Origin of the sequence: Paraburkholderia podalyriae (genome assembly GCF_014397785.1) — a bacterium.
Taxonomy (GTDB): domain Bacteria; phylum Pseudomonadota; class Gammaproteobacteria; order Burkholderiales; family Burkholderiaceae; genus Paraburkholderia; species Paraburkholderia podalyriae.
Window position 1 is genome coordinate 42,584 of the sequence record NZ_VZQQ01000004.1, and the last position, 22,541, is coordinate 65,124.

The 22,541-nt window shown below is 62.9% G+C and carries 24 protein-coding genes; 12 read left to right on the top strand and 12 right to left on the bottom strand.

The features are described from left to right. Positions 1-86: 86 nt before the first annotated feature. The 4 genes from F6X42_RS05630 to F6X42_RS05645 all read left to right on the top strand — a co-directional run bounded on the left by F6X42_RS05630 (position 87) and on the right by F6X42_RS05645 (position 2,749). On the top strand, positions 87-668 hold the full coding sequence (locus tag F6X42_RS05630) for a cytochrome b/b6 domain-containing protein (protein WP_187633257.1): 582 nt from the start codon (positions 87-89) through the stop codon (positions 666-668). A gap of 3 nt (positions 669-671) precedes the next feature. After that, a complete protein-coding gene (locus tag F6X42_RS05635; protein WP_187633258.1) occupies positions 672-1,466 on the top strand; it encodes a molybdopterin-dependent oxidoreductase in 795 nt (264 codons plus the stop codon). Positions 1,467-1,514: 48 nt separating this feature from the next. After that, positions 1,515-2,129, top strand: coding sequence for a hypothetical protein (locus tag F6X42_RS05640; protein ID WP_187633259.1), 615 nt, complete (start codon positions 1,515-1,517; stop codon positions 2,127-2,129). Positions 2,130-2,347: 218 nt separating this feature from the next. After that, the gene (locus F6X42_RS05645; protein ID WP_187633260.1) at positions 2,348-2,749 is read left to right on the top strand and encodes a DUF3597 domain-containing protein; all 402 of its coding nucleotides are present in this window, start codon (positions 2,348-2,350) and stop codon (positions 2,747-2,749) included. Positions 2,750-2,905: 156 nt separating this feature from the next. On the opposite strand, the gene F6X42_RS05650 is transcribed toward F6X42_RS05645, so the two are convergent. Next, positions 2,906-3,178, bottom strand: coding sequence for a hypothetical protein (locus F6X42_RS05650; protein WP_187633261.1), 273 nt, complete (start codon positions 3,176-3,178; stop codon positions 2,906-2,908). A 270-nt stretch (positions 3,179-3,448) separates the two neighbouring features. Then, entirely contained in the window at positions 3,449-5,140 is a 1,692-nt protein-coding gene (locus tag F6X42_RS05655) for a Na/Pi cotransporter family protein (RefSeq protein ID WP_187633262.1), read from the bottom strand. Positions 5,141-5,518: 378 nt separating this feature from the next. On the opposite strand from F6X42_RS05655, the gene F6X42_RS05660 reads away from it, so the two are divergent. Both F6X42_RS05660 and F6X42_RS05665 read left to right on the top strand, forming a co-directional pair. After that, positions 5,519-6,259, top strand: a complete 741-nt coding sequence (locus tag F6X42_RS05660; RefSeq protein ID WP_187633263.1) for a 3-ketoacyl-ACP reductase — start codon at positions 5,519-5,521, stop codon at positions 6,257-6,259. A 108-nt stretch (positions 6,260-6,367) separates the two neighbouring features. Further along, positions 6,368-6,838: a Fis family transcriptional regulator gene (locus F6X42_RS05665; protein ID WP_246529978.1), complete on the top strand. Its 471-nt coding sequence runs from the start codon at positions 6,368-6,370 to the stop codon at positions 6,836-6,838. A 15-nt stretch (positions 6,839-6,853) separates the two neighbouring features. On the opposite strand, the gene F6X42_RS05670 is transcribed toward F6X42_RS05665, so the two are convergent. From F6X42_RS05670 to coxB, 5 genes are read right to left on the bottom strand one after another with little or no spacing between them, the layout of a single operon-like run. After that, a complete protein-coding gene (locus F6X42_RS05670) occupies positions 6,854-8,212 on the bottom strand; it encodes a c-type cytochrome (RefSeq protein ID WP_187633264.1) in 1,359 nt (452 codons plus the stop codon). Then, positions 8,212-8,628 carry a hypothetical protein gene (locus F6X42_RS05675; protein WP_187633265.1) on the bottom strand — a complete coding sequence of 139 codons (417 nt, stop codon included), beginning with the start codon at positions 8,626-8,628 and terminating at the stop codon, positions 8,212-8,214. The genes F6X42_RS05670 and F6X42_RS05675 overlap by 1 nt, the downstream gene beginning before the upstream one ends. After that, positions 8,625-9,266 carry a cytochrome c oxidase subunit 3 gene (locus tag F6X42_RS05680; RefSeq protein WP_187633266.1) on the bottom strand — a complete coding sequence of 214 codons (642 nt, stop codon included), beginning with the start codon at positions 9,264-9,266 and terminating at the stop codon, positions 8,625-8,627. The genes F6X42_RS05675 and F6X42_RS05680 overlap by 4 nt, the downstream gene beginning before the upstream one ends. A gap of 1 nt (position 9,267) precedes the next feature. Then, a complete protein-coding gene (gene ctaD, locus F6X42_RS05685; RefSeq protein WP_187633267.1) occupies positions 9,268-11,265 on the bottom strand; it encodes a cytochrome c oxidase subunit I in 1,998 nt (665 codons plus the stop codon). A 28-nt stretch (positions 11,266-11,293) separates the two neighbouring features. Beyond that, positions 11,294-12,283 carry a cytochrome c oxidase subunit II gene (gene coxB / locus F6X42_RS05690; RefSeq protein ID WP_187633494.1) on the bottom strand — a complete coding sequence of 330 codons (990 nt, stop codon included), beginning with the start codon at positions 12,281-12,283 and terminating at the stop codon, positions 11,294-11,296. Positions 12,284-12,788: 505 nt separating this feature from the next. On the opposite strand from coxB, the gene F6X42_RS43840 reads away from it, so the two are divergent. Next, on the top strand, positions 12,789-13,034 hold the full coding sequence (locus F6X42_RS43840) for a tlde1 domain-containing protein (protein ID WP_246529991.1): 246 nt from the start codon (positions 12,789-12,791) through the stop codon (positions 13,032-13,034). 109 nt (positions 13,035-13,143) lie between these two features. After that, entirely contained in the window at positions 13,144-13,419 is a 276-nt protein-coding gene (locus F6X42_RS05700) for a hypothetical protein (RefSeq protein ID WP_187633268.1), read from the top strand. A 188-nt stretch (positions 13,420-13,607) separates the two neighbouring features. On the opposite strand, the gene F6X42_RS05705 is transcribed toward F6X42_RS05700, so the two are convergent. Continuing rightward, positions 13,608-14,003 carry a hypothetical protein gene (locus F6X42_RS05705; protein ID WP_187633269.1) on the bottom strand — a complete coding sequence of 132 codons (396 nt, stop codon included), beginning with the start codon at positions 14,001-14,003 and terminating at the stop codon, positions 13,608-13,610. 193 nt (positions 14,004-14,196) lie between these two features. On the opposite strand from F6X42_RS05705, the gene F6X42_RS05710 reads away from it, so the two are divergent. Continuing rightward, positions 14,197-16,665 (top strand): penicillin acylase family protein, encoded by a 2,469-nt coding sequence (locus F6X42_RS05710; protein WP_187633270.1) that lies wholly within the window; start codon positions 14,197-14,199, stop codon positions 16,663-16,665. A 43-nt stretch (positions 16,666-16,708) separates the two neighbouring features. Here the strand turns inward: F6X42_RS05710 and F6X42_RS05715 are convergent, their stop codons facing one another. Continuing rightward, positions 16,709-17,674: a PDR/VanB family oxidoreductase gene (locus F6X42_RS05715; protein ID WP_187633271.1), complete on the bottom strand. Its 966-nt coding sequence runs from the start codon at positions 17,672-17,674 to the stop codon at positions 16,709-16,711. After that, a complete protein-coding gene (locus F6X42_RS05720; protein ID WP_187633272.1) occupies positions 17,671-18,756 on the bottom strand; it encodes a Rieske 2Fe-2S domain-containing protein in 1,086 nt (361 codons plus the stop codon). Before F6X42_RS05720 ends, F6X42_RS05715 begins: the two co-directional genes overlap by 4 nt. A gap of 181 nt (positions 18,757-18,937) precedes the next feature. Here F6X42_RS05720 and F6X42_RS05725 point away from each other — a divergent pair, with 181 nt between their 5' ends. Next, on the top strand, positions 18,938-19,438 hold the full coding sequence (locus F6X42_RS05725) for a MarR family winged helix-turn-helix transcriptional regulator (protein WP_187633273.1): 501 nt from the start codon (positions 18,938-18,940) through the stop codon (positions 19,436-19,438). A 19-nt stretch (positions 19,439-19,457) separates the two neighbouring features. Here F6X42_RS05725 and F6X42_RS05730 read toward each other — a convergent pair whose 3' ends face one another. Then, on the bottom strand, positions 19,458-20,396 hold the full coding sequence (locus tag F6X42_RS05730; protein ID WP_187633274.1) for an NADP-dependent oxidoreductase: 939 nt from the start codon (positions 20,394-20,396) through the stop codon (positions 19,458-19,460). Between the two features lie 237 nt (positions 20,397-20,633). Here F6X42_RS05730 and F6X42_RS05735 point away from each other — a divergent pair, with 237 nt between their 5' ends. Both F6X42_RS05735 and F6X42_RS05740 read left to right on the top strand, forming a co-directional pair. Beyond that, the gene (locus F6X42_RS05735; protein WP_187633275.1) at positions 20,634-20,867 is read left to right on the top strand and encodes a DUF2795 domain-containing protein; all 234 of its coding nucleotides are present in this window, start codon (positions 20,634-20,636) and stop codon (positions 20,865-20,867) included. A gap of 79 nt (positions 20,868-20,946) precedes the next feature. Then, the gene (locus F6X42_RS05740; RefSeq protein WP_187633276.1) at positions 20,947-21,858 is read left to right on the top strand and encodes a DUF72 domain-containing protein; all 912 of its coding nucleotides are present in this window, start codon (positions 20,947-20,949) and stop codon (positions 21,856-21,858) included. On the opposite strand, the gene F6X42_RS05745 is transcribed toward F6X42_RS05740, so the two are convergent. Beyond that, positions 21,850-22,518 (bottom strand): UdgX family uracil-DNA binding protein, encoded by a 669-nt coding sequence (locus F6X42_RS05745; RefSeq protein ID WP_187633277.1) that lies wholly within the window; start codon positions 22,516-22,518, stop codon positions 21,850-21,852. The two genes, F6X42_RS05740 and F6X42_RS05745, sit on opposite strands and share 9 nt — an antisense overlap. Between the last annotated feature and the right edge of the window lie 23 nt (positions 22,519-22,541).

The following is a 22,541-nucleotide window of genomic DNA, read 5'->3' on the forward strand; positions in this document are numbered from 1 at the left end:
GTACCGACGCCGACGGCATCCGCGTTGACGGCTCCCGCGGCACCGGAATGATCGTCAACAAGCATGGAGCGGTCTTGAGGCACAACATGATTCAACCCGGATGGGTGCGAATTACGCACTGGATCAATGCTGTCGCGGTCGTGCTGATGGTAATGAGCGGCTGGCAGATTTACGACGCGTCGCCGATCTTTCCCGCAATTGAGTTTCCACCTTCGATCACGCTTGGCGGCTGGCTCGCCGGAGCGCTGCAATGGCATTTCGCGGTGATGTGGCTGCTGGTCGCCAATTTCATCGTCTATCTGGCGCTGAATCTGGCGACCGGACGCTTTCGACGCAAGCTGCTGCCTGTCCGGCCGAAACAGCTGGCCGCCGATCTGCTCGCTGCGCTGCGCGGGCGCCTGAAACACGACGACCTCGCGCACTACAACTCGGTGCAAAAGTTCGCCTATCTCGTCGTGATCGCGGACATCCTGCTGATCGTGTTGTCGGGGCTCGCCATTTGGAAGTCGGTGCAGTTCCCGCTGCTGCGCACGCTGATGGGCGGATATGACAACGCGCGCGTGGTGCACTTCATGTGTATGAGCGTACTGGTGGCGTTTTTCGTCATTCACGTTGCGATGGTTGCGCTCGTGCCGCGCTCACTGCTGCTGATGCTACGCGGACGGTAAATCATGACGATCCGAAAACGAACCGCGCAACAAGGCACCTTCCTCGCGACGCATGGCGAATCGATCATTCGCGATGCTCAGCGCGAACTCAAATCGCCTGCGCGCCGGCTGTTCGGCCGGCGGCTGCTGACGTTAGGCGGCATCGCGCTGCTGTCCGGTTGCGATCTGACCGACGACAAGGCGGTGAACACCGCGCTGCGCCGCATCTCGTTCTTCAACGACGACGTGCAGGCACTGCTGTTCGATCCGAACAAGCTGGCGCCCACGTATCCGGCATCGATGATCACACGGCCGTTTCCGTTCAATGCGTTCTATGGCGTCGACGAGGTGCCCGAGATCGATGCCGCGACCTACCGTCTGCAGGTCAGCGGCCTCGCGCACGGCAAGCGTACGTGGGCGCTCGACGAACTGCGCGCGCTGCCGCAGGAAAGCCAGATCACGCGTCTTATCTGTGTCGAAGGATGGAGCGCGATCGGTCGCTGGGGCGGCGTGCGCTTTTCCGAATTCCTGCGCCGCGCGGGTGCGGACACGAGTGCAAAGTACGTGTCGCTTCATTGCGCGGATTACAACTACTGGACGAGCATCGACATGCCGACGGCGCTCCACCCGCAGACGCTGCTCACGCTGACTTACGACGGCGACGTGCTGCCGCCGAAATATGGCTTCCCGATAAGGCTGCGCGTGCCGACCAAGCTCGGCTTCAAGAATCCCAAGCATGTCGTCGCTATCGAGATCACGAACCAGTATCCGGGCGGCTATTGGGAGAACCAGGGCTACAACTGGTTCAGCGGCTCGTGACGCAATGAGGTTTTTCTCCTTCCATCAACCATCCCGTTAGGAGTTCCTATGTCATTCCTCATCAAATCAGGCGCAGCCTTGTTGACCGCAACGCTCGTGAGCGCTGCTTTCGCGCAGGCGCCAGCCACGAACCCCGCGCGCATCCGGGGCGAAATCGTGTCGCACGACGGTGACACGCTCAAAGTCCATCGACGCAGCGGCGATACTGTGTCGATCGATACGAAGCCGGCAGCGAGCGTTTCGGCTGTGAAGACGATGCAGCTATCGGATATCAAGCCGGGCACATTTATCGGCACGGCTGCAACCACGGGCACCGACGGCAAGCTGACAGCAACGGAAGTGGTCGTGTTCCCAGAGTCCGCGCGCGGCACGGGTGAAGGACATTACGCGTGGGACTTGGGCCCGAAAAGCTCGATGACGAACGCGAATGTCGACACCGTCGTGCAGAGCACGAGCGGCCGGGATCTGAAGCTGTCGTACAAGGGCGGCAGCAATGTGGTGACGGTGCCGCCCAACGTGCCCATCGTCACGTTCACGCCCGCGGAGCGCAGCGACCTTACGCCGGGCAAGAAGGTGTTCATAGTCGCTACGCCCGCGTCGCAGGGGACTTATGTTGCGCAACGCGTCGTGGTCGAAAAGGACGGCGTGGTGCCGCCGATGTGAAGGCTGAGCTGGGCCTCGGATAGCGCCGCGCACGGCGTCATGTGTTGAGGTGACGCGGGCTGAGTCGTGTCAGGATCATTGCGCGCGGACCAACACGAGCAGTCGACGGATTGACAAAATATTACGTTTTTCACCGTGGTAGATCGCGTAGCATAGTGGGGGCATGTCCTGCGAGCGCCCCCACTCGCATTCGTCATTCAACCGCGGAGATTTCGGAAATGAGTATTTTTGGTGACATCGTGCACAAGCTGTTCGGCAAAGCGAAGCCGGACCAACCTCCCCCCGCGACAGAAGCCACCCCCGACCCGGCCGCCGCGCAAGCCGCTACGCCCAGTGCTCCCGCGGCGCCCGCGCCGCTGACCGACGTCGACGTGGCCGCCGTGATGGACCAACTCGTCAGCGAAAGCGGACAGACGTTGAACTGGCGTACGTCGATTGTCGACACGATGAAGGCACTCGGCGTCGACAGCAGTCTCGAACACCGCAAGCAACTTGCGCAGGAATTGAAGTACAGCGGGGACATGAACGACTCCGCGAGCATGAACATCTGGCTGCATAAGCAGGTGATGCAGGCGCTCGCGGCAAACGGCGGCAAGCTGCCGCCCGATCTGGCAAGTTGAGCAGGACGAAGCAGGCGTTTGGCTGTAAGCGAAGCGCAGTGGAAGTCGCGCAGTAAAAGTCAAACACTCAGACCAGGTTGCCCGGTCGAAGCACGAAACCGGGCAACCGGGAAACTTCTCCACGCGGCTGAACACATTCCGATGGAATACACGCGGCTATTGCGCCGCGGTGAGCTTGAGTCCCGGCCGCAACGGCTGGGGAGGCTCTTGAGGAGCCTTGCGTTCGTCCGATACCTGTTCGATGCCCTTTCTCGTGACTTCTTCGAGAAAGGTCAGCCGAGCCCGGTAGTAATCGGCACGCAGCTGTGCGTCGAGCACCAGCTGTTCGGCCTGAAACAGTTCCATGCGCAAGTTGTTCAGCGCGCGTTCGGCCTGTTTCTCGGGAGTAGGAGCATGTTGTGAAGCCCAGTTAGCAAGCCACCTGATCATGGTGAAGCCCTCCTTGAGTTCAGTGCTCTGCTGCGACACAGGCTATCAAATTCCGGACGCGATGTGTGTTAATTCACTACTGATACCACAACACGCGCGAAGCGAAAAAAAGCCCGCACAGCAAAGGCGGGCAATCCCACTCTCCGTGAAAGCCTGTCACGAGGATGACACGCTGAGATCTTAGCGTTCTCGCAACGTGAACGTCCGTGTGCTGGCGATCACTTCCGCGCGAATATGTCATCGTTGGTCCTCGCTCGCGCGCGATGGAAGCTACTGAAGCGCCGCCACATTTTTCGCAATGGCCCGCGCAAACTGCGCGATCTGCCGACCCTGCTCGATCAGATCCATCGCGAGCCGGAACGTGACCACGTCCGCCTTGTCCGCCAGCTGAAGCTTCGCGAGCACGACCTGACGCGCGGTCGCGGCGAGCTTGTCGATGCCGGCTTTCGCGTCGATCACCTTCGCGACTTCCTCCGGATCGGGCGCCTCGATCGTGCGGATCGCCTGCTCCAGATTGCGGATCACGGCCTCGGAAAACTGCGTAGTCGTCGCATCGCGCAGGCGCAGCAGGTCGATCTGCTGCGTCATTCGCTGCTGCCCGACGTTCATCAACGTCGTGCCGACAATGCCGCTGATGCTCTCGAGATGGCTCGTGACCTGCGTATAACCGACTATCTGCTGACCTTCGTCCTCAGAGTGCTGCCCCTGCGACAGGCGGCCGATATATTGAAGAATCTCGAAGGCGAGCCGGTCGCTTTCCCTGTCCTGGTCGAGCATCTGATTGATCTCTTCCATCGTGCCCGTGGACACCATCTGTGAGCCGCGTTGCACGACCTCGAGCACCTGCGCGCCGAGCCGGGTCAGCTCGATACGCACGCGCTGCAGTCCAAGCGCCGGCACGGTCAACGACGACTCGTCGAGATACTGCGGATCGCCAGCAGGTTTGGCCGCCTTCGTGCGCTTCGGCACGACCCGTTGCGCGAACCGCGCGATCGGACCGGTAAACCAGATCAGCAGCAGCGTGTTCGCCACGCTGAAAAGCGTATGCACATTGGCGACCTGGCGCGGCGCCTCGGCCGACAGGCGCGCGAGGCCTTGCAGTTCCGGATGCGACGGCGAGACCCAGCGCACGAACTCGGCCATCTGCGGAATCAGGAAGAGCGCGATCACGACGCCGAGCACATTGAACACCAGATGCACGACGCCGACCTGCACCGCCTCCGGTGGCTTGCCGATCGAGGCGAGCAATGCCGTGCCGCAGGTGCCGACATTCGCGCCGAGAATCAGCGTGATGGCGGCTTCGAGCGGCATCAGGCCCTGGCCGCTCAACGCAATGACGATCGCGAGCGTCGCCGCCGAGCTTTGCACGATCGCGGTGAAGACCGCCCCCACGATGACGCCGACGAGCGGATTGCGCATGTCCTGCATTGCGTCGATGAACGGCTGGTAGGTGCGCAGCGGATGCGTAGCCTCTCCCATCAGCTGGATGCCCATGAACAGCAGCCCTAGCCCCATCACGACGCGGCCGATCTCCCGCAGCAGTTCGCGCGGACCAAACGCGTGCAGCACGAAGCCGATCGCCAGCATGAATGGCGTCAGGCGTGAAACGTCGAAGGCGATGATCTGCGCGGTGATGGTCGAGCCGATGTTCGCGCCCATGATCATCGGCACCGCCTGGGCGAGCGTCATCAGGCCGGCGGACACGAAGCCGACCATCAGCACCGTCGTGATGGTCGACGAGTTCAGCAGCGCGGTCACGACGGCGCCCGCCACCACGCCGCGAAACCGGTTCGCGGTCAGCACGCCGATCAGCGACTGCAGTCTCGATCCCGCGATCGCCTTCAGGCCGCCGGTCAGGAACTCCAGACCGAGAAGAAATAGCGCGAGGCCGCCGATCAACAGCCCGAAGATCCCAACGAAGTTCAATTTGCCGGGATCGATGTCAGCAAGGTAATCAGACATCCTGATGTGCCTCTGATGGTCACACGAATAGACACAGGAACGATGGACGGCTTTGCGCCCCGAATCGACGATCGTGCAGGCAGTCTGTTGCACTGTGTCCGGGGCACGTACTTAAGGCTAACGCTAAGGGTAAGAGGAAGATGGCGCGCAGGCAAGGACAGGAGGCCGGCCGGCGGGATCGGGCTACCCGGAGTTCGCAAAGCGCTGATCCGGCAATCGACGTAAATCATTGCGCCGTCAAGCAACCCTTCCGCACCTGATTTGGCAGTTAACCCGTAGGTGAAAATGCCCATCGTGCGGCCCGTTGGCGGCTGCCAATAATAGCTTCATCCTCCAATCGAACCTGCTCCAACTCACCCGAGACAACAAGGAGGACTCATGGCAAATCGTATTGCATACGTAACCGGCGGGATGGGTGGTATCGGAACCGCCATCTGCCAGCGCTTGCACAAAGAGAACTACACCGTCATCGCGGGCTGCGGCCCGAACTCGGCGCGCAAAGCCCGATGGCTGGAAGAACAGAAAGCGCTGGGCTATGACTTCGTCGCTTCGGAAGGGAACGTCGCGGATTGGGAATCCACCACGAAAGCGTTCGAGAAGGTCAAGAATGAAGTGGGTGAAGTCGACGTGCTCGTCAACAACGCGGGCATCACGCGCGACGGCATGTTCCGCAAGATGACGTACGAAGACTGGCAAACGGTGATCGACACCAATCTCACGAGCCTGTTCAACGTGACCAAGCAGGTCGTCGAGGGCATGGTCGAACGAGGCTTTGGCCGCATCATCAATATCTCGTCGGTCAACGGCCAGAAAGGCCAGTTCGGGCAAACCAACTACTCCACGGCCAAGGCCGGCATTCACGGCTTCACGATGGCACTCGCGCAGGAAGTCGCCACCAAGAACGTGACGGTCAACACCGTGTCGCCGGGCTACATCGGCACCGACATGATCAAGGCCATTCGTCCGGAGGTGCTGGAAAAAATCGTCGCGACCATTCCGGTGCGGCGCCTCGGCACGCCGGATGAAATCGCGTCGATCGTCGCGTGGATCGCATCGGATCAGGCGGGCTTTGCGACCGGAGCGGACTTTTCGCTGAACGGCGGTCTGCATATGGGCTAACGGGAACGGCGCCGCGCGGTACGCGGCGCAACCGTTTTCCGTTATCGCCGTTGTCGGGTTCCGTGATGATGTCGCGGTCCGGCGCAAGCCGGACGCGTCAGTAAGCTTATGGCCAGAAAAGCGAGCCCCACTCGCGATGCAAACGCGAAGTCGCCGCGCCCGCGCCCGAAGGCGATGCTGCGGCCGATCGTACCTGCCAAAGCGGGCGAGATCTCGCTCGACTATCACATGACGCTCGAGGCATTGCGCAGCGGCGTCGCTAATCAATATCACGTCGGCAGCATGGCGCAGGCCATTTACATGGCGATGCTGCTGAATCAGCGCGGCTATGGCCCGGCCGTACCCGAGCTGTTTCGCGACGCGGAGGGCGCGATTCTGCGCTGCCGGCAGGCGGGACTCGAAACCGGCGTCTGCGTCGTCGATCACGACGCATACGCGCTACTCGGTCAGGTTCTCACGCTCTTCGATCAGCAGCTCGCGGCGGCGCCGGTGCAGGAGCTGATCGCGGTCAACGCGAAGCTGAAGACGCTGTTCAGCGAGGCCAACGGGCAATGCGACGGCAACGACAACACCGCATAACGAGCGCGTGGGCCTTCACTTGTGCAATGCGCCGCGCACGCTCGACACGTCGTTTCGCGTCACCGGTCCGGCCGTATTTCCCCATGTATTTCGAACAAACGTGAGCACGCGCGCCATTTCTGTATCCGTCAGCTTGCCGGCGAAAGACGGCATCTTGCGCGGCTCCGGTCCCGACCCGGTATGCGGACTGCCCCCGCCTTCGACCAGCAGGCGCACCAGTGACACGCTCGACGCCGACAGCACCGCGGGGTTGCCCGCGAGGCGCGGATACTTTTGCGGCACCCCCGCCCCGTCCATCTGATGACAGCGCGCGCAATATGACGCGTAAATGCCCGCGCCGGGTCTTTCCACATCCCCGGTTTTCAGCGCCTGCACCGTTTGCAGCGCGGCGCTGGAGCGCGCATTGAAAAAGCCGCTTGGCGCATGCGGCGGCAGGCTCTTCAGATACGCGGCGATCGCCGTGAGATCGTCGTCGTTCAGGTACTGCGTGCTGTCTTCGACGACCTGCACCATGCTGCCGAACGGGATGAGTCCGCCGCCGTGGCCGTTTCGAAGGAACTCGACGATGTCGGTCGCGGAACTGCGGCCGAGCCCCGAGCCCGGATCGGCGCTCAGGTTCGGCGCGAACCAGTAATCGTTGGTGCCTCCCGTCAGATAGGCCGATGCCGACTCGTCGTAGCCGCGCTCTTCGTACGCCGGTCCGCGCGGCGTGTGGCAGGCGCCGCAATGGCCGAGCGATTGCACCAGATACGCGCCGCGATTCCATTGCGCATCGCGTTTCGCATCGGCCTTGAACTGGCTTTTCGGCGCGAATGCCCAGTCCCAGAACATCAATACCCAGCGCTGGTTGAATGGAAACGGCAAGCGCGTTTGTGGGGCGGGCGCCGCGACCGGTTGCACGCCGTGCATGAAGTACGCGTAGAGTGCGTGCATGTCGTCGTCGGTGATCTTCGCGAACGACGGGTACGGCATCGCCGGATAAAGCCGCTTGCCACCGGGCGCGATGCCTTCGCGCAACGCGCGCGCGAAATCGTCATAGCTGTAGCGGCCGATGCCGTATTGCGGGTCCGGCGTGATGTTCGACGTATAGATCGTGCCAAACGGTGAACCCATGCCGAGGCCGCCGGCAAACGGCGGCGTAGCGACCGGCGCCGCGCCCGGATGCGAGACGCGAGGCGCGGCTGTGTGGCAACCCGCGCAATCGGCGGCTTTGGCGAGGTACGCGCCGCGCGCCACCTGCGCGGCGTCCGTGGATGCGCTCGCGGCGTTCGCGGTGGCGTCGCCCGCGGCGGCGGCGTTTGCCGTCGCCGCTATCGTCAGCGCGCATGCGGCCGCGATGACGAAGCTGGCCGGGTTGAAAACGTTGTGCTTCATCACCACCACCTGCACGGCGACACGATCGCGACCGCGACATCCGTCGCGATCAATGCGAACAGAAACAGCGCGCTGCACATCACTGCGACGTGCGTCAGGAACCAGTCGAGTTCGGCACGCGTGCGGCGCTCGCCGTTCAGCGTACCCAGCTTCAGCGGCGCGACACGGCGAAGATTGCGCCACGCGACCCACGTGCCGAATACGCCCGCGACCAGACACAGCGTGCCGAGCGCGACCATCGCAGCACGCATCCACGGCACGAGCGGCGCGCCGAGCGGATGGTTGTACGGATAGCAGGCCTGCGCGGCGAGCGTCTCCGCGACCAACGTCTGCAACAGCCACGCGAACGGCGCCGCGAGCAAGCCGATCAGCACGTAAGGCATCGAGATGCGGGAGTCCCTGGGCACCGTCATCATGACCACTCCCGGAACAGATAGGGCGTCAGATAAAGCGTGCTGAAAATGAACAGCCACACGACGTCGACGAAGTGCCAATACAGCCCGCCGATCGACAGCGCCGCGCAGCGCTTGTCGTCGAAATAGCCGAGCGCGGTCCAGATCAGCAACAGCGTCAGCACGACGATCCCGACCAGCACGTGCGCCATATGAAAGCCGGTAATCGTGAAGTACAACGAGCCATACAGATGCGAGGTCAGGCCATACGGATGGTTGCGCCATTCGCGCAACTGGATGACCATGAAGATGCACCCCAGCACGATGCCAACCGCCATCGACGCGACACCCAGCCGCAACCGCCGCCGACGCACGCAGCGCTCGCAGAACCAGACGAACACGCTGCTCGATAGCAGAATGACCGTGTTCGCACCGCCGAGCCCGAGCTTCGGCAACCCCTCGGACGGCCAATGCTGCTGGCTCTGCGACGCCAGATACAGATACGAGAAGATCAGATAACCGAACAGCGCGCCTTCGGTCGTGATCAGCGTGAAGCAGCCCCACCAGCCGCTCGATCGCTCGCCCGCGCTGCCAACCGGCAACGCACGCGCGGTCTCGTCCGGTTCTCTCGACGAGCGATTCAGATCCAGCGCATCGCTCATGTCAGCCTCCCGCATCCTCGACCGCGACCGGCTCGCGCTGGAGCAGCGCGCGCTCGGGCCACAGCCACACGATGATCGACACTGCGCAGCCGGCCAGCATCGCACCCACGAAAGCCCAGGCGGTCAACGCGAGCCCCACGAACAGCAGCGCGGCGAAGACCGCGAGCCAGAACGGCGCGTACGAGTCTTCCGGCATCTTCAGGATCACGTCGGGACTCGCCTCGAGAGCGGTCGTACCCAGCGCTTCGCGACCTTGCGCGAGCAAATAGCCTTCGTCGAGTTGCGAGCGCGTCTGATCCGCGACGCCCGGCTTGTCGATTCGGCCCTCCCACAACGGATGCCGGCTCGCGAGCGTCGGCACCACCGCGAAGTTATACGGCGGCGGTGGCGAGCTGATCGACCATTCGAGCGTCGGCGCATCCCACGGATTGTTGCCGGCGAGCTTGCCGCGTTTCAGGCTCACCGCGATATCGATCAGAAACAGCAGCACGCCGGCGGCGAACAGGAACGAACCGAGCGACGTGACGAGATTCACCGTGTTCCAGCCCATGTCGGCGGGATACGTGTACATACGGCGCGGCATGCCGAGCAGCCCCGCGATGTGCATCGGGAAGAACGCGATGTTGAAGCCGATGAAGAGCACCCAGAACGCGAGCTTGCCGAGCCGTTCGTTGGTCATCCGACCGGTGAATTTTGGGAACCAGAAGTAGATACCGCCGATCACCGGAAACACGTTGATGCCAAGCAGCACGTAGTGCAGATGCGCGACGACGAAGTACGTGTCGGTGAGTTGCCAGTCGAACGGCACCGCGGCCGTCATCACGCCCGAGACGCCGCCGATCACGAACAGCAGCACGAAGCCCGCGAAAAACAGGAACGGCACGCGATACACGGGTCGGCCGGTCCAGATCGTCGCAATCCAGGCGAACGTCGCGACCGCGCTCGGCACCGCGATGACCATGCTGGCCGAGCCGAAGAACGACAGCGCGAGCGCGGGGATACCGGTCGCGAACATGTGGTGAATCCACACGGCAAAGCCGATCACCATCGTCGCGACCGTCGCCAACGCGACCGGCCCGTAACCGACCAGCGGCCGGCGGCAAAAGACCGGCAACGCATCCGACACGATGCCCATGGCCGGCAACACGACCACATAGACCCACGGGTGCGCGAAAATCCAGAACAGGTGCTGCCATAGCAGGGGGCGCCCGCTATTGAGCACGTCAAAGAAATGCGTACCGATGCGGCGGTCCATCCACAGCATCAGAAACGCGAGGCTCACCGACGGCACCGCCAGCAGATTGCCCCCGGACGCGGTCAGCGTGCCCCACACGAGCACCGGCACACGATCGAGCGACATGCCCGGCGCGCGCATCCTCAGCAGCGTGACGACGAAGTTCATCGCGCCGACCGTCGTCGAGATGCCGAGCAGCACCATGCCGAGCGCGTACACGTCGATATTCGGGCCACTGCTGTACTCGAGGCCGGACAGCGGCACGTAGTTGAACCAGCCGGCGTCCGGCGCCTGGCCCGTCGGAAAACCCGCATACAGGAAGATGCCGGCGAACAGGAACACCCAGTACGACAGCGCGTTCAGGCGCGGAAAAGCCATATCTCGGGCGCCTAGCACGAGCGGCCATAGATAGTTCGAGAAGCCGGACAGAACAGGCAGCGCGTACAGAAAGATCATCGTCAGTCCGTGCATCGTGAACAGCTGGTTGTACTGTTCGGGCGTCAGCACGGTTGCGTTGGGGCGCGCCAGTTGAACGCGCATGATCAGCGCTTCGACGCCGCCCATCAGCAGAAAGATGAACGCGGTCACCAGGTAGCGCAGGCCGATCGCCTTGTGATCGACCGTCGAGAACCAGCCGCGCCAGCCGGGCCGCGACTCCCAGATTTCGCGCAGCCGCTTCTCCTGCTCGCTGCCGGGCTCGACACGGCCGCGCCGCGGCGTGCGGGTCAGCGCGGGTAGCGAAGCGGAAGCGGGATGATCGGACATTGAACGGGTTCCTCGAGTGCTGTGCGCTTCAATGCAGCGTCGCGAGATACGCCGACAACGCGGCGGCCTCGCTGGTGGTCAGCGCGATACTGGGCATCAATGCATCGGGTTTGATCTGCTGCGCGTGCTCGATCCAGTCGAGCAGATGGTCGGGCGTATTGCTCAGCGCGCCCGCCGCGATCATGCGACGTGAGCCGAGATGCGTCAGATCTGGCGCCTGCAGACCGGTGGCCTTGGTGCCGCGAATCGTGTGGCAACCCGCGCAGCGCTCTTCGAACAGATGCTGGCCGGCCGCGACCGCTGCGTCTGTCGGGGGCGGGCTGGCCGCGCGTCCCTGCGCGTCGCGCCAGGCGTTGAACGCGGCGGCGTCCTGCGCGATCACTTCGAATGCCATATGCGCGTGCTGCGCGCCGCAGAACTGCGAGCATTGCCCGCGATAAATGCCTGGACGGTCCGCCTGAATCCACTGCTCGTTGGTTTGCCCGGGAATCGTCTGCGTCTTGCCCGCGAGTTGCGGTACCCAGAAAGCGTGCACGACGTCCGCGCTTTTGAGCTGGATCTTCACCGGCTCACCGACCGGAATATGAATCTCGTTCGCCGTGCTGAAGTTGCGGGCCGGATTCGGGTCGCCGCTGTAATCGGCTCGCCACCACCAGTCGTAAGCGGTCACGGTGATCGTCAATTGCGGATGCGACGCGGGCGACGCCACCGATTCGAGCGTGATCAGCGCATAGATCAGCATCGCCAGCAGCACGACCGACGACACGGCGGTGCCGATGAACACCCAGCGTATGCCGCCGGGCTCGGCGCTCAGCGCATCCGGTTGCGCCGCGGGACGCTTGCGGACCATGGCGCCGATCAACAGGCCGGCGACGATCAGCGTGACCAGCGTCACGATCGCGGTGAATACCCAGCCGAGGTACAGCGTCGGACGGGCCGCTGGGCCGGCCGCGTGCAGGAAGTAGTTCAGCGGCGCCACGGCGTCCGCGTGCGCGGCCTGCGCGGAAGCGATGGCCAGCGCTGGTAACCACGTGACGCTGCCGCACGTGACGCGCCGCCTTGACGTTCCGGATGCTGCCGCTGCTGCCACTGAGGACCCCGCTGATAGTGATGAGCTTTCAACACGCGTCGTCCCCTGCGAACGAAGCGACGCCCAAGCAGGTCAGCAAAAATCAGGCCGCGTATGGCGCGGGTGCGGGGGGAGGTTCGCGCTGACTGCGGCATGTCAGCAGAAGGGTGCATTCGCTCGGTTATGGGAATGCGTAAACCAGTCGTTGCATAGGCGTGGATTGCTGCCGCAAGATTTTATTTTGATATTGGTCTTCTCAAAATAAATGGCCTTTAAAATGCGCGCTCGGCACAACTTGATTATCTATTAGTTCACTGTTATCGGTCGATCTGGAGGACTGATGTTTCAATGCTCGTTCGAATTGAATGGCAAGCCAATGAGCGAATTTCGGATTGGCGCCCTATCGTTTCCCGCATACTCTGGACAAGGGAGTTATATCAATAAAACGGCAGGAATGTGCACGCCGACGTATGGTGCTATCCCCGTGGGCAGGTATTACATTTTTGATAGAAGGTCCGGAGGCGCTCTCGGCCGGTGGAAAGATCGGCTTAATCTGAATGGCAATAACAAGAGCGAATGGTTCGCGCTCTGCGCTATCGACGACGATATTGACGATGACAAACTCTTATGCGACGGCATCATTCGTGGCCGATTCCGATTGCATCCTAAGGGACGATTGGGAAAAGCGAGGGCTGCATAACTATCGACCAACTCGCAGACTGGCATCATATACGTTCTATATTTACCAACACGCCGAAAGTATCCGTGCCTGGATCGGAACTTAAAGCGTACGGTGAAGTGATTATGAGATGAAAAAATTCCTCATCTGCCTCTCGGTCGGCTTGAACTTACTGTTCGCAATCGTTGTCAATGCGCTGTGGTGGATGATGTATCCAGAAGCGCCGTTGAACTTTTCGAATCCGATATGGAAATGGGCGGTTCGCATGTACGGGGTCACGACGGCATATCAGGAATCCGACTTGGCGTTCTTCATGTCGTCAGCCGCTATCGTGCTAGGGTTCGCCGCAGTCGTGCTGGTTTTCCGATGGAGCATGAAGCGCGGTCAGCGAAAAGTTGGCGACTAGCCGTCTCCGGTGGAAATAGTCGCTGCGTCAGCACCAAACGATTCGCCCGAAGCCCGCCGCCCAGCGGGCTTCGCTCGGCTAGCCCCTCTCGCACGTCCGGTCGCGCAGTTCTGAAAAACGTGTCGTGCCATTGCCGGCGCCCAGCGCTTTCGACAAGGCTTCTTGCGCTCGTCGACTGTGAACATTCTTCAGGGTAGTTTTGCCTTGACACGGTCCCACCATGACGGCGGTAGCTCGATTTCTCCATCCTCGCTCGCCGCCGATGTGTCATATATCAGATAGTCGTCGGTCCATAAAAGCCTGATTCGCTCGGGATATCGATAGCCTCGCTCGGCAAGCAACTCCTTCGTAGCAGTCCGGTAGAGCCTCAAGGCAATGCGGTCGCGGGGCGGGTATGCATACCGGGCGATGTATTTCCCGTCATCCGATCTCTGATCATGAAAAGTGGCTTCTGTCATTTGCTTGACCGCGGTTCGATAGCCGAGCGCCGCCAGCGCGAGAATCACAGTCAGGGTGACGATAAACAGCCTGACGGGAACCGACCGCGATATCTTGATCTTGCAGACAAAAATTTCATTAGGCACGGTATAGCTTCTCGCTTTAGATTCAACGTTCGTCAATGACCTATGACCGGAATGCAGCACCACTGCTTCTAGCCACACGATATTAATAGCTAACTGACGGTTCGAAAGAAATCAGAGCACGCCTAAACGGCGATGATTCACAATCTTCTTCGCACGCTCGTCATCGCTCAACGTCCGCCCAACCAAAAAAGCCATGCGTTCGAACGTCTCCCCGCTCCGCCGCCTCGCCGCCCTGCTGATCGCGCTGCCCGTTGCCGCCGCTCTGCAAAGCTGCGCGAGCCCCGATGCGGACAATGTCGCGCACACCGGCCCGTATCGAGCCGACATCCGCCGCACCGCGCTCGGCATTCCGCACATCAACGCCGACAACTGGGGCAGCCTCGGCTACGGATACGGCTACGCGCAGGCGCAAGACAATCTGTGCACGATGGCCGAAAGCTTCGTCACCTATCGCGGCGAGCGCTCGCGCTTCTTCGGCGCCGACGCGCGGCCCACGCTCGGCGCGACGTTCGGCGCGACGTTCGGCCAGCCCGACAATCTCGATTCGGATTTCTTCTTCCGTTTCATCGTCGACGATGCCACCGTCGCGCGCTTCCGCAAGAGTCAGACCGACGACATGCGTGCGTTGATCGACGGCTTCGTCGCCGGCTATAACCGCTACGTCGCCGATCTCGCGCACGGCGATTTCCCGGGCGCGCATGCGGCCTGCCGCGCGGCGCCGTGGCTCGGCAAGATCAGCAACGCGGACTTGTACCGGCGTCAGATCGCGGCGAATCTGGCCGGTGGCGAGGCGCGCTTCATCAACGCGATCGCGACCGCGCAACCGCCCCAGGCGATGCCGGTGCCGCCGCAAAGCGCGTTGCACGACGACGCCCCCGTCGACCCACCGCTCGCCGAATTCGGCGGCCATGCGGGCATCGGCAGCAACGCACTCGCGTTCGGCGCGGACGCGACGCACACGGGCAGCGCGCTGCTGCTCGGCAATCCTCACTGGTTCTGGACCGGCCCAGATCGCTTCTATCAGGCTCAACTCACTATTCCCGGCAAGCTGAACGTCAGCGGCGTGTCGTTTCTCGGCGTGCCAGTGATCATGATCGGCTTCAACGACAACGTCGCATGGACGCATACCGTGTCCACCGCGAAGCGCTTCGGCCTGTTCAAGCTGACGCTCGTGCCTGACGCGCCGACCCGGTATCAGGTCGACGGCAACAGCGAAGCGATGACGCCGACGCGCGTGAACGTCGAAGTGCGCGCGCCCGACGGTTCGCTGCATACGGTGTCACGCACGCTGTACCGCTCGCGCTTCGGGCCGCTCGTCAACCTCGGCGCGATGTCGCCCGCGCTAGCGTGGAGTGCGCAGCAGGCGTTCGCGCTGCGCGATATCAACGACGATAACTTCCGCGTGTTGGAAAACTTCCTCGAATGGAATCAGGCGACTTCGCTCGACGATTTCATCCGCATCCAGAAGAAGAACGCGGGTATGCCGTGGGTCAACACGCTCGCAATCGGCCGCGACGATCCACGCGTCTGGTACGCGGATATCGGCGCGATTCCGGACGTGCCCGACGAACTCGCGCAGCGCTGCACACCGCCAGTCGGCAAGGCACTGGCGCAGGCCATGCCCGGCGTGCCGGTCCTCGACGGTTCGCGCAGCGACTGCGACTGGCGCGACGAGCCGGGAGCGGTACAGCATCGCGCGTTGCCGGTCGCGCAGATGCCGTCGCTGCTTCGGCGCGACTATGTCGGCAATTTCAACGACAGTTACTGGCTCAGCAACCCGGCCGAACCGATGACCGGCTACGCGAAGATCATCGGTCCGACCGGCACGCCGCAGTCGCTGCGCACACGGCTCGGCCATACGATTGCCGCGCAATTGCAGAACGATCCGCAGGGCGTGAGCGCCAATGCGCTCGGCCGCGCCGCGCTCGACAGCCGCTCGATGTCGGCGTTGCTATTCAAGCAGCCCGTGCTCGACCGTCTGTGCGGTAGCGACGCGCTGGCGGCCCTGCCGGCCGATCCGAACGCCGACCAACAGCGCGCCGGGTGCCAGGTACTCGCCGCATGGGACGATACGGCCGCGGCGGGCGCAGTGGGTGCAACGTTGTGGGACGAACTCTGGCGGCGGCTGCTGACGATTCCGCCCGCGCAACTCTACGCGGTGCCGTTCGACCGCGCGAAGCCGTTGACCACGCCCGCGGGCATCGCCGCCGATCCGGCGAAGCTCGCCGCCGCGCTGCATGACGCGCTCGCGGCACTGCAACGCGCCGGCATCGCGATCGATGCGCCGCGCAGTGCGGCACTCTATGTGCAACGCGACCACGAACGCATTCCGCTATTCGGGGGTTGCGACGCGGGCGGCTATTTCACCGCGGCGTGTGCCGCCCATCCATTCGATGCGAGCGCCTATTCGATGAACGTCAAGCCAATGGGCGACACATATCTTCAGATCGTGTCGTTCGCCGGCGATCGGGTGATCGCACGCACGCTGCTCGCGCCATCCGAATCGGACGATCCGGCGTCGCCGCACTATGCCGACGGCACACGCGATTACGCCGCCCAACGCTGGACGATTATTCCGTTCTCCGAAGAAGCGATTGCGCACGATCCGGCGTTGAGTGTGCGCACGGTAGGTTCGTCGGATTCTGAGGGGAAAGCGCAATAAATAAGCGGTACGACGGGCAACAGGCCCGTCGTCCGCAAAAAGATCACAGATCCAGCACCAGCAGCGGCGATTTCGCGCGCGAGCAGCACGGCAGGAACTGATCGTTCGCCGCGCGTTCCTCGTCGGTCAGATAGGAATCCTGGTGATCCGGCTCGCCGCTCAGCACCCGCGTCAGACAGGTGCCGCACACGCCCTGCTCGCACGACGTGATGACTTCGATGCCATGCGCGGCCAGCGCCTGCACGACCGTGCATTGCGGCGGCATGTCGATCGTCGCGCCGCTACTCGCGATGCGCACCTGGAAGCTGCCGCCCGTCGCCGCCTGATTCGCGGCCGCGCCGAAGAACTCGTAGTGCAGCCTGTGTTCCGGCCAGCCCTTGGCGCGCGCGGTCGCGAGCACGAAGTCCATGAAGCCGCGCGGGCCGCACACATACAGATGCGTGCCGGCCGGCGCATGGCTCAACGTCTGCTCGATATCGAACGTCGAGCCGCCCGGATGGTCGTCGTGATGAAGCTGGACGGACTTCGCAAAAGCAGCCTGCGCGAGACGCTCGACGAACGCCGTGCGTTCCTTCGAGCGCGTGCAATAGTGCAGGTCGAACGAAGTGCCGGTGGCGGCAAGCCGCTCCGCCATGCAAAGAATCGGCGTGACGCCGATCCCGCCCGCGAGCAGCAGATGATGTGCTGCATCGTCGGCGAGCGCGAAATGATTGCGCGGCGCGCTGATCCGCAGGCGATCGCCTTCGCGGACCAGATCATGCACCGCTTTCGATCCGCCGCGCCCCGCTTCGTCACGCACCACCGCGATCAGGTAGCGATGCGTATCGCGCGGGTCGTTGCACAACGAGTACTGACGCACGAGCCCATTGGGCAAATGCACGTCGACGTGCGAGCCGGCGTCGAAAGCGGGCAACGCCTGACCGTTTTCGCTCGCCAGTTCGAAGCTCGCGATACCGGGCGCTTCGTCGCGGCGGCGCGCGACCACCACATTCAGCACGGGATCATTCATGTTGCCGTCCGCACCGGAATGACGCGTGTCGCTTCAGCCTGCGGCACGCCCGTCTGCCCGCGTTCCTGCGCGACAAGACGATCGATCACGCGACGCGACATCACACCGCCCGCATCGATATTGAGTTTCAACAGATTGCGTTCGGGCCAGCGCAGCAGGTTCTGCTGCTGACGTTCGAGCATCTGCAGATCTTCGCTGAAGATCTTCCCCTGCCCTTCACGGATGCTTGCGGTCAGCGCGGCATCGTCGGGCCGGAAATTGCGCGCCATGCCCCAGAAATACCAGATCGACGTTTCAGTTTCCGGCGTGATGAAATCCACCACGATCGACGACGCCTTTTTGTCGGCCGGCGCGTGATAGCCGCCATGTCCGGCATGCGCGACGCCGACCTCGATCAGCACATGACTCGGCGGCGTGAAGTGGCAGACCTGCCAACGGTCGACGGGCACGTCGTCGGCGAGACCATTGCCGCGCAATGCCATCTGCCAGAACGGCGGCGCCGCGACGTTTTCCATGAAACGGCTGGTGCGCACGGCATCCCCTTCGGCAACCGTTTTCGGCGCGGCTTCGTCGATTTCCTTTTGTCCGATGCTGTTCGCGTGCACATAGGTCTCGTGCGTCAGATCCATCAGGTTGTCGATCATCAGCCGGTAGTCGCAGCCAATGTGATAAAGGCCGCCGCCGTACGCCCATTCGGCGCTCTCCGCCCACTCCAGATGATGCAGTTTGGCCGCATCGGCCTGCGCCGCATCGCCGGGCCACACCCAGACAAAGCCGTAACGCTCGATGACCGGATAGCTGCGGATCGACGGAAAGCCGTTCACGCGTTGCCCCGGCATGCCGGTCGCCTTACCCTGACAGCCCATTTCGAGGCCGTGATAGCCACACACCAGCGTGCCCTCGCGCACGAAACCGAGCGACAGCGGCGCGCCGCGATGCGGACAGAAGTCTTCGAGCGCCACCACGGCGCCTTCGGCATTGCGATAGAAAACCATCGGCTCGCCGCAGATCTGCCGGCCCAGCGGCTTGTCCGCCACTTCATCGGGCATACATGCGACGTACCACGCATTCTTGGGGAACATGTCCGTCTTTCTCCGGGTTTATTTCCGCGTATTCATTCCGTACACTTATTGAGATTCAGTGTACTCAATGCGGCTTTGATGATTAAATAAGGTTTTCCCTGGACGAACTTTCAATCGGATAACACGACAGCCGCCTGTCATTTCCATTCGTTGCGAAAGGGGCGCGCGGTTCTCAGAACATATGGTCACTTCAACCGATACCAGCACTTGCGCGATCAGCCTCGATCTATACGACCAGCCCGGCCATCTGATCCGACGCGCGCATCAGATTTCCGTATCCATGTTTCATGATCTGGTCGGGCGTGAGGTGACGCCCGTGCAGTATGCGGTGCTCAGAATGCTGCAGGAATTGCCCGGCCTCGATCAGGTCACGCTCGCGCAACGGGTCGGCCTCGACACGTCGACCACCGCCGATATCGCGGTCCGGCTAGAAGCGAAAGGCTGGATCGTGCGCGAAGTTCTGCCGCGCCGTCAGCGTCGTCTATTGCTGACGCCGGCTGGAGAGCAGTTGCTTGATGAACTGATCCCCGGCGTCAACGCGCTCAATCACGGTTTGCTCGACGGCATGGGAGACGAGGACGCGCAACAGCTATTAAGGCTGCTAAGAAAGTTCGTGCATCTGAACAACGATCAGAGCCGCGCGCCGCTGCGCAGTGCGAGCGACGACGCGAATCCGGGCTAGCGCACAACGCGCTCTCTTACTACGACGCGACTTGCACCGCGATCTTGCCGCGCAGGTGGCCTTTCGCGAGCCGTTCCAGCGCCTTGGCCGTCGCATCGAACGCGAACCGTTCGGCGACGACGACGCGCACGCTGCCCGTGTCGATCAACGACGCGATCTCCGTCAATTGCCGGCCATCGGGTCGCGCGGTATACCGCGCTGCCCGTGCGCCGCGGTTCGACGCCTCGGTCTGCGACGGCTCGATGAGCGTCGAGATCAGCGCGCCGCCCGGCGCGACGGCCGACCACGAGCGGCGCTGCGTATCGCCGCCGATCAGATCGAACACCAGGTCCATGTCGCGCGCGACATCTTCGAAACGCTGCGCGTGATAGTCGATCACCCGATCCGCGCCGAGCGAGCGCACGAACTCGATGCCGTCACCGGACGCCGTCGCGAATACTTCCGCGTCCTTCTGCTTCGCGAACTGCACGGCGAAATGTCCCACCCCGCCCGCGCCTGCATGAATCAGCACGCGGCCGCCCGCTTCGAGGCAGCCGTGATCGAAGAGGCCTTGCCATGCGGTCAACGCGGCGAGCGGCACGGCGCCCGCGCTCACCGCATCGAGCTTTTGCGGCGCACGCGCTAGCGCGCTCGCGGGCACGACGACGAATTCCGCGTAAGCGCCCTGCCCATGGCCAACAAAGCCATACACCTGCTCGCCCGCGCGCCATTGCGCGACGCCCGGGCCGACCCGTTCGACCACACCGGAAAAATCGCGCCCCAGCGTATAGGGCAGTTGGTCTTCGCGAATCAACGGGTACTGGCCCGAACGCGTCTTCAGGTCAACCGGATTGGCGCCGGCCGCGCGCACGCGCACCAGCACTTCGCCGGCGCCAGGCTCGGGGATATCGATCTTCTCGGCCTTAAACACCTCGGGGCCGCCGAAGCTGTGAATGCGATAGGCGAGCATCGTGCTCATGACGGCCTCCTTGCAAGGTCAGGTGTCAGCGGCGCTACGGTGTGAGGCTGCGCGCAAGCCGCGTTCCTCATCGCGCCTTGTGTTTCGTTGTCCTTGATTCGCAGATCGTTTCGCACGCGTTACCGCTGAAAAAAGCGCCCGCAGGCGATCGGCACTTCGCCGAACGCGGCGAGGCACGACATATGCGGCATGAACCCGTAGGCGCGCAGTCGTGATGTACTCATCCAAGGAGGAATCATGTCACAGCACCCCGCTCATTCCCAGGATCATCGTCACCCCGGTCAACCGCATCCCGCTGACGTCGAAAAAGCACTCGATGGTGTCAAATACCCGACCACGCGAGAAAAGCTCGTCGAGCAGGCGCGCAAGAATAACGCGAATACCGACATCATCGATCTGGTCGACCGTCTGCCCGATCACAATTTCGACAGCCCGGCCTCGGTCGCGAAGGAAATCGCGCGTATTCAATGACGCCGCGATCCGTCGCGTCGCAGAACACGCTGAGGTCGGCGCACGACAAGAATCCCATTCCACCGGAGTGGACGCGCGAATGAAGAAAAGCGGCGATGTGCGTATCGGTATTTCCGGCTGGCGCTATCAAGGATGGCGCGGTAGCTTTTACCCCGAGGATCTCAAGCAGGCAGCCGAATTACAGTATGCGTCAGCGCTATTTGGCACGATCGAAATCAACGGCACGCATTACAGCCTTCAATCGCTCGATAGCTGGCAGCGCTGGTATGCGCAAACGCCCGATGGCTTCGTGTTTGGCATCAAAGGCGCGCGTTATCTGACGCATATGCTGCGGTTTCGCGATGCAAGGGCCCGGGTTGGCATCGCGAACTTCTTCGCGCAGGGGCTACTCGCGTTGAACGAAAAGCTCGGTCCGATCCTGTGGCAATTTCCGCCGTCCCTGCGCTTCGAGCCCGCGGCGATGGAGCGCTTTCTGCGCGTGTTGCCGCCCGACACCGCGAGCGCATCGGCGCTCGCGAAGCAACACGATCAGCGCGTGAAGACGCCTTACGTCGAGATCGATCGCAAGCGTGTGTTGCGCCACGCGGTCGAAGTGCGTCACGCGAGCTTTGTCGATCCGGCGTTCGTGAGCCTGCTTCGGCAATACGGCGTCGCGCTCGTCGTTTCCGATTCCACCGAACCGTGGCCGGTCGCCGAAGATCTGACGGCCGACTTCATCTATATCCGCCTGCACGGCAGCGAAGCCAAATACTCAGGTTCATACCGGGACGAAGCTTTGCAACGATGGGCCGAGCGACTCGATGCATGGCGCAGCGGCTCGCAGCCGGCCGACGCGCGATTGATCGCGCCGCAACTGGCGCCGGCTCGCCGAGCGGCGCGAGACGTCTACTGCTACTTCGACAACGATGTGAAAGCGCGCGCACCCTTCGACGCCCAGCGACTGATCAAAGACCTCGGATTACAAGCGACACGCGCGCCGGCGTTACCCTGAGCCTGAGCGCTTGCCGCCGTGGGCCAGCTTCTGTGCGGTGCGCAGCGCGGCGACGATTCGCTCGTACACCTCGCGGCGCGTTTCAGGGTCCGGCGCGCGCAGCGCATACGACGGATGGTACGTCGCGACCACGTGTTGCTCGCCGCGCTCGAGCGTCTTGTCGAACGCGTCCAGCAAGCGCGCGCGCGAATCGTGGAGAACCGCTTTCAACGCGGTCGCGCCCAGTGCGACGACCACGCGCACATCCGGCATGCCGAGCTCCTGCTCGAGCCAATAGCTGCACGCATCGAGTTCGCGCTGCGCGGGCGTTTTGTGCAAGCGACGCTTGCCGCGCGCAATCCACTTGAAATGCTTGACCGCATTCGTCACATACACGTCGTTACGCTTGACGCCCGCTTCTTCGAGCGCTTTGTCGAGCAACGCGCCGGCCGGCCCGACAAAGGGCTTGCCCTGCAGATCTTCCATGTCGCCGGGCTGCTCGCCGACCAGCACGATCGACGCATGCCGCCGCCCTTCACCGGGTACGGCCTGCGTCGCGTTGCGCCAGAGCGCGCAACGGCGGCAATCGTCGAGCTTCGCCGGATGCTGGTCGGGGTCGACATCCGGTTGCTCCGATTGCGCGTCGCCCTGCGCGCGCTTTTTCGGCGGCCTGTCGGTCATGGGTGCGACCGCGCGTGCTGAAG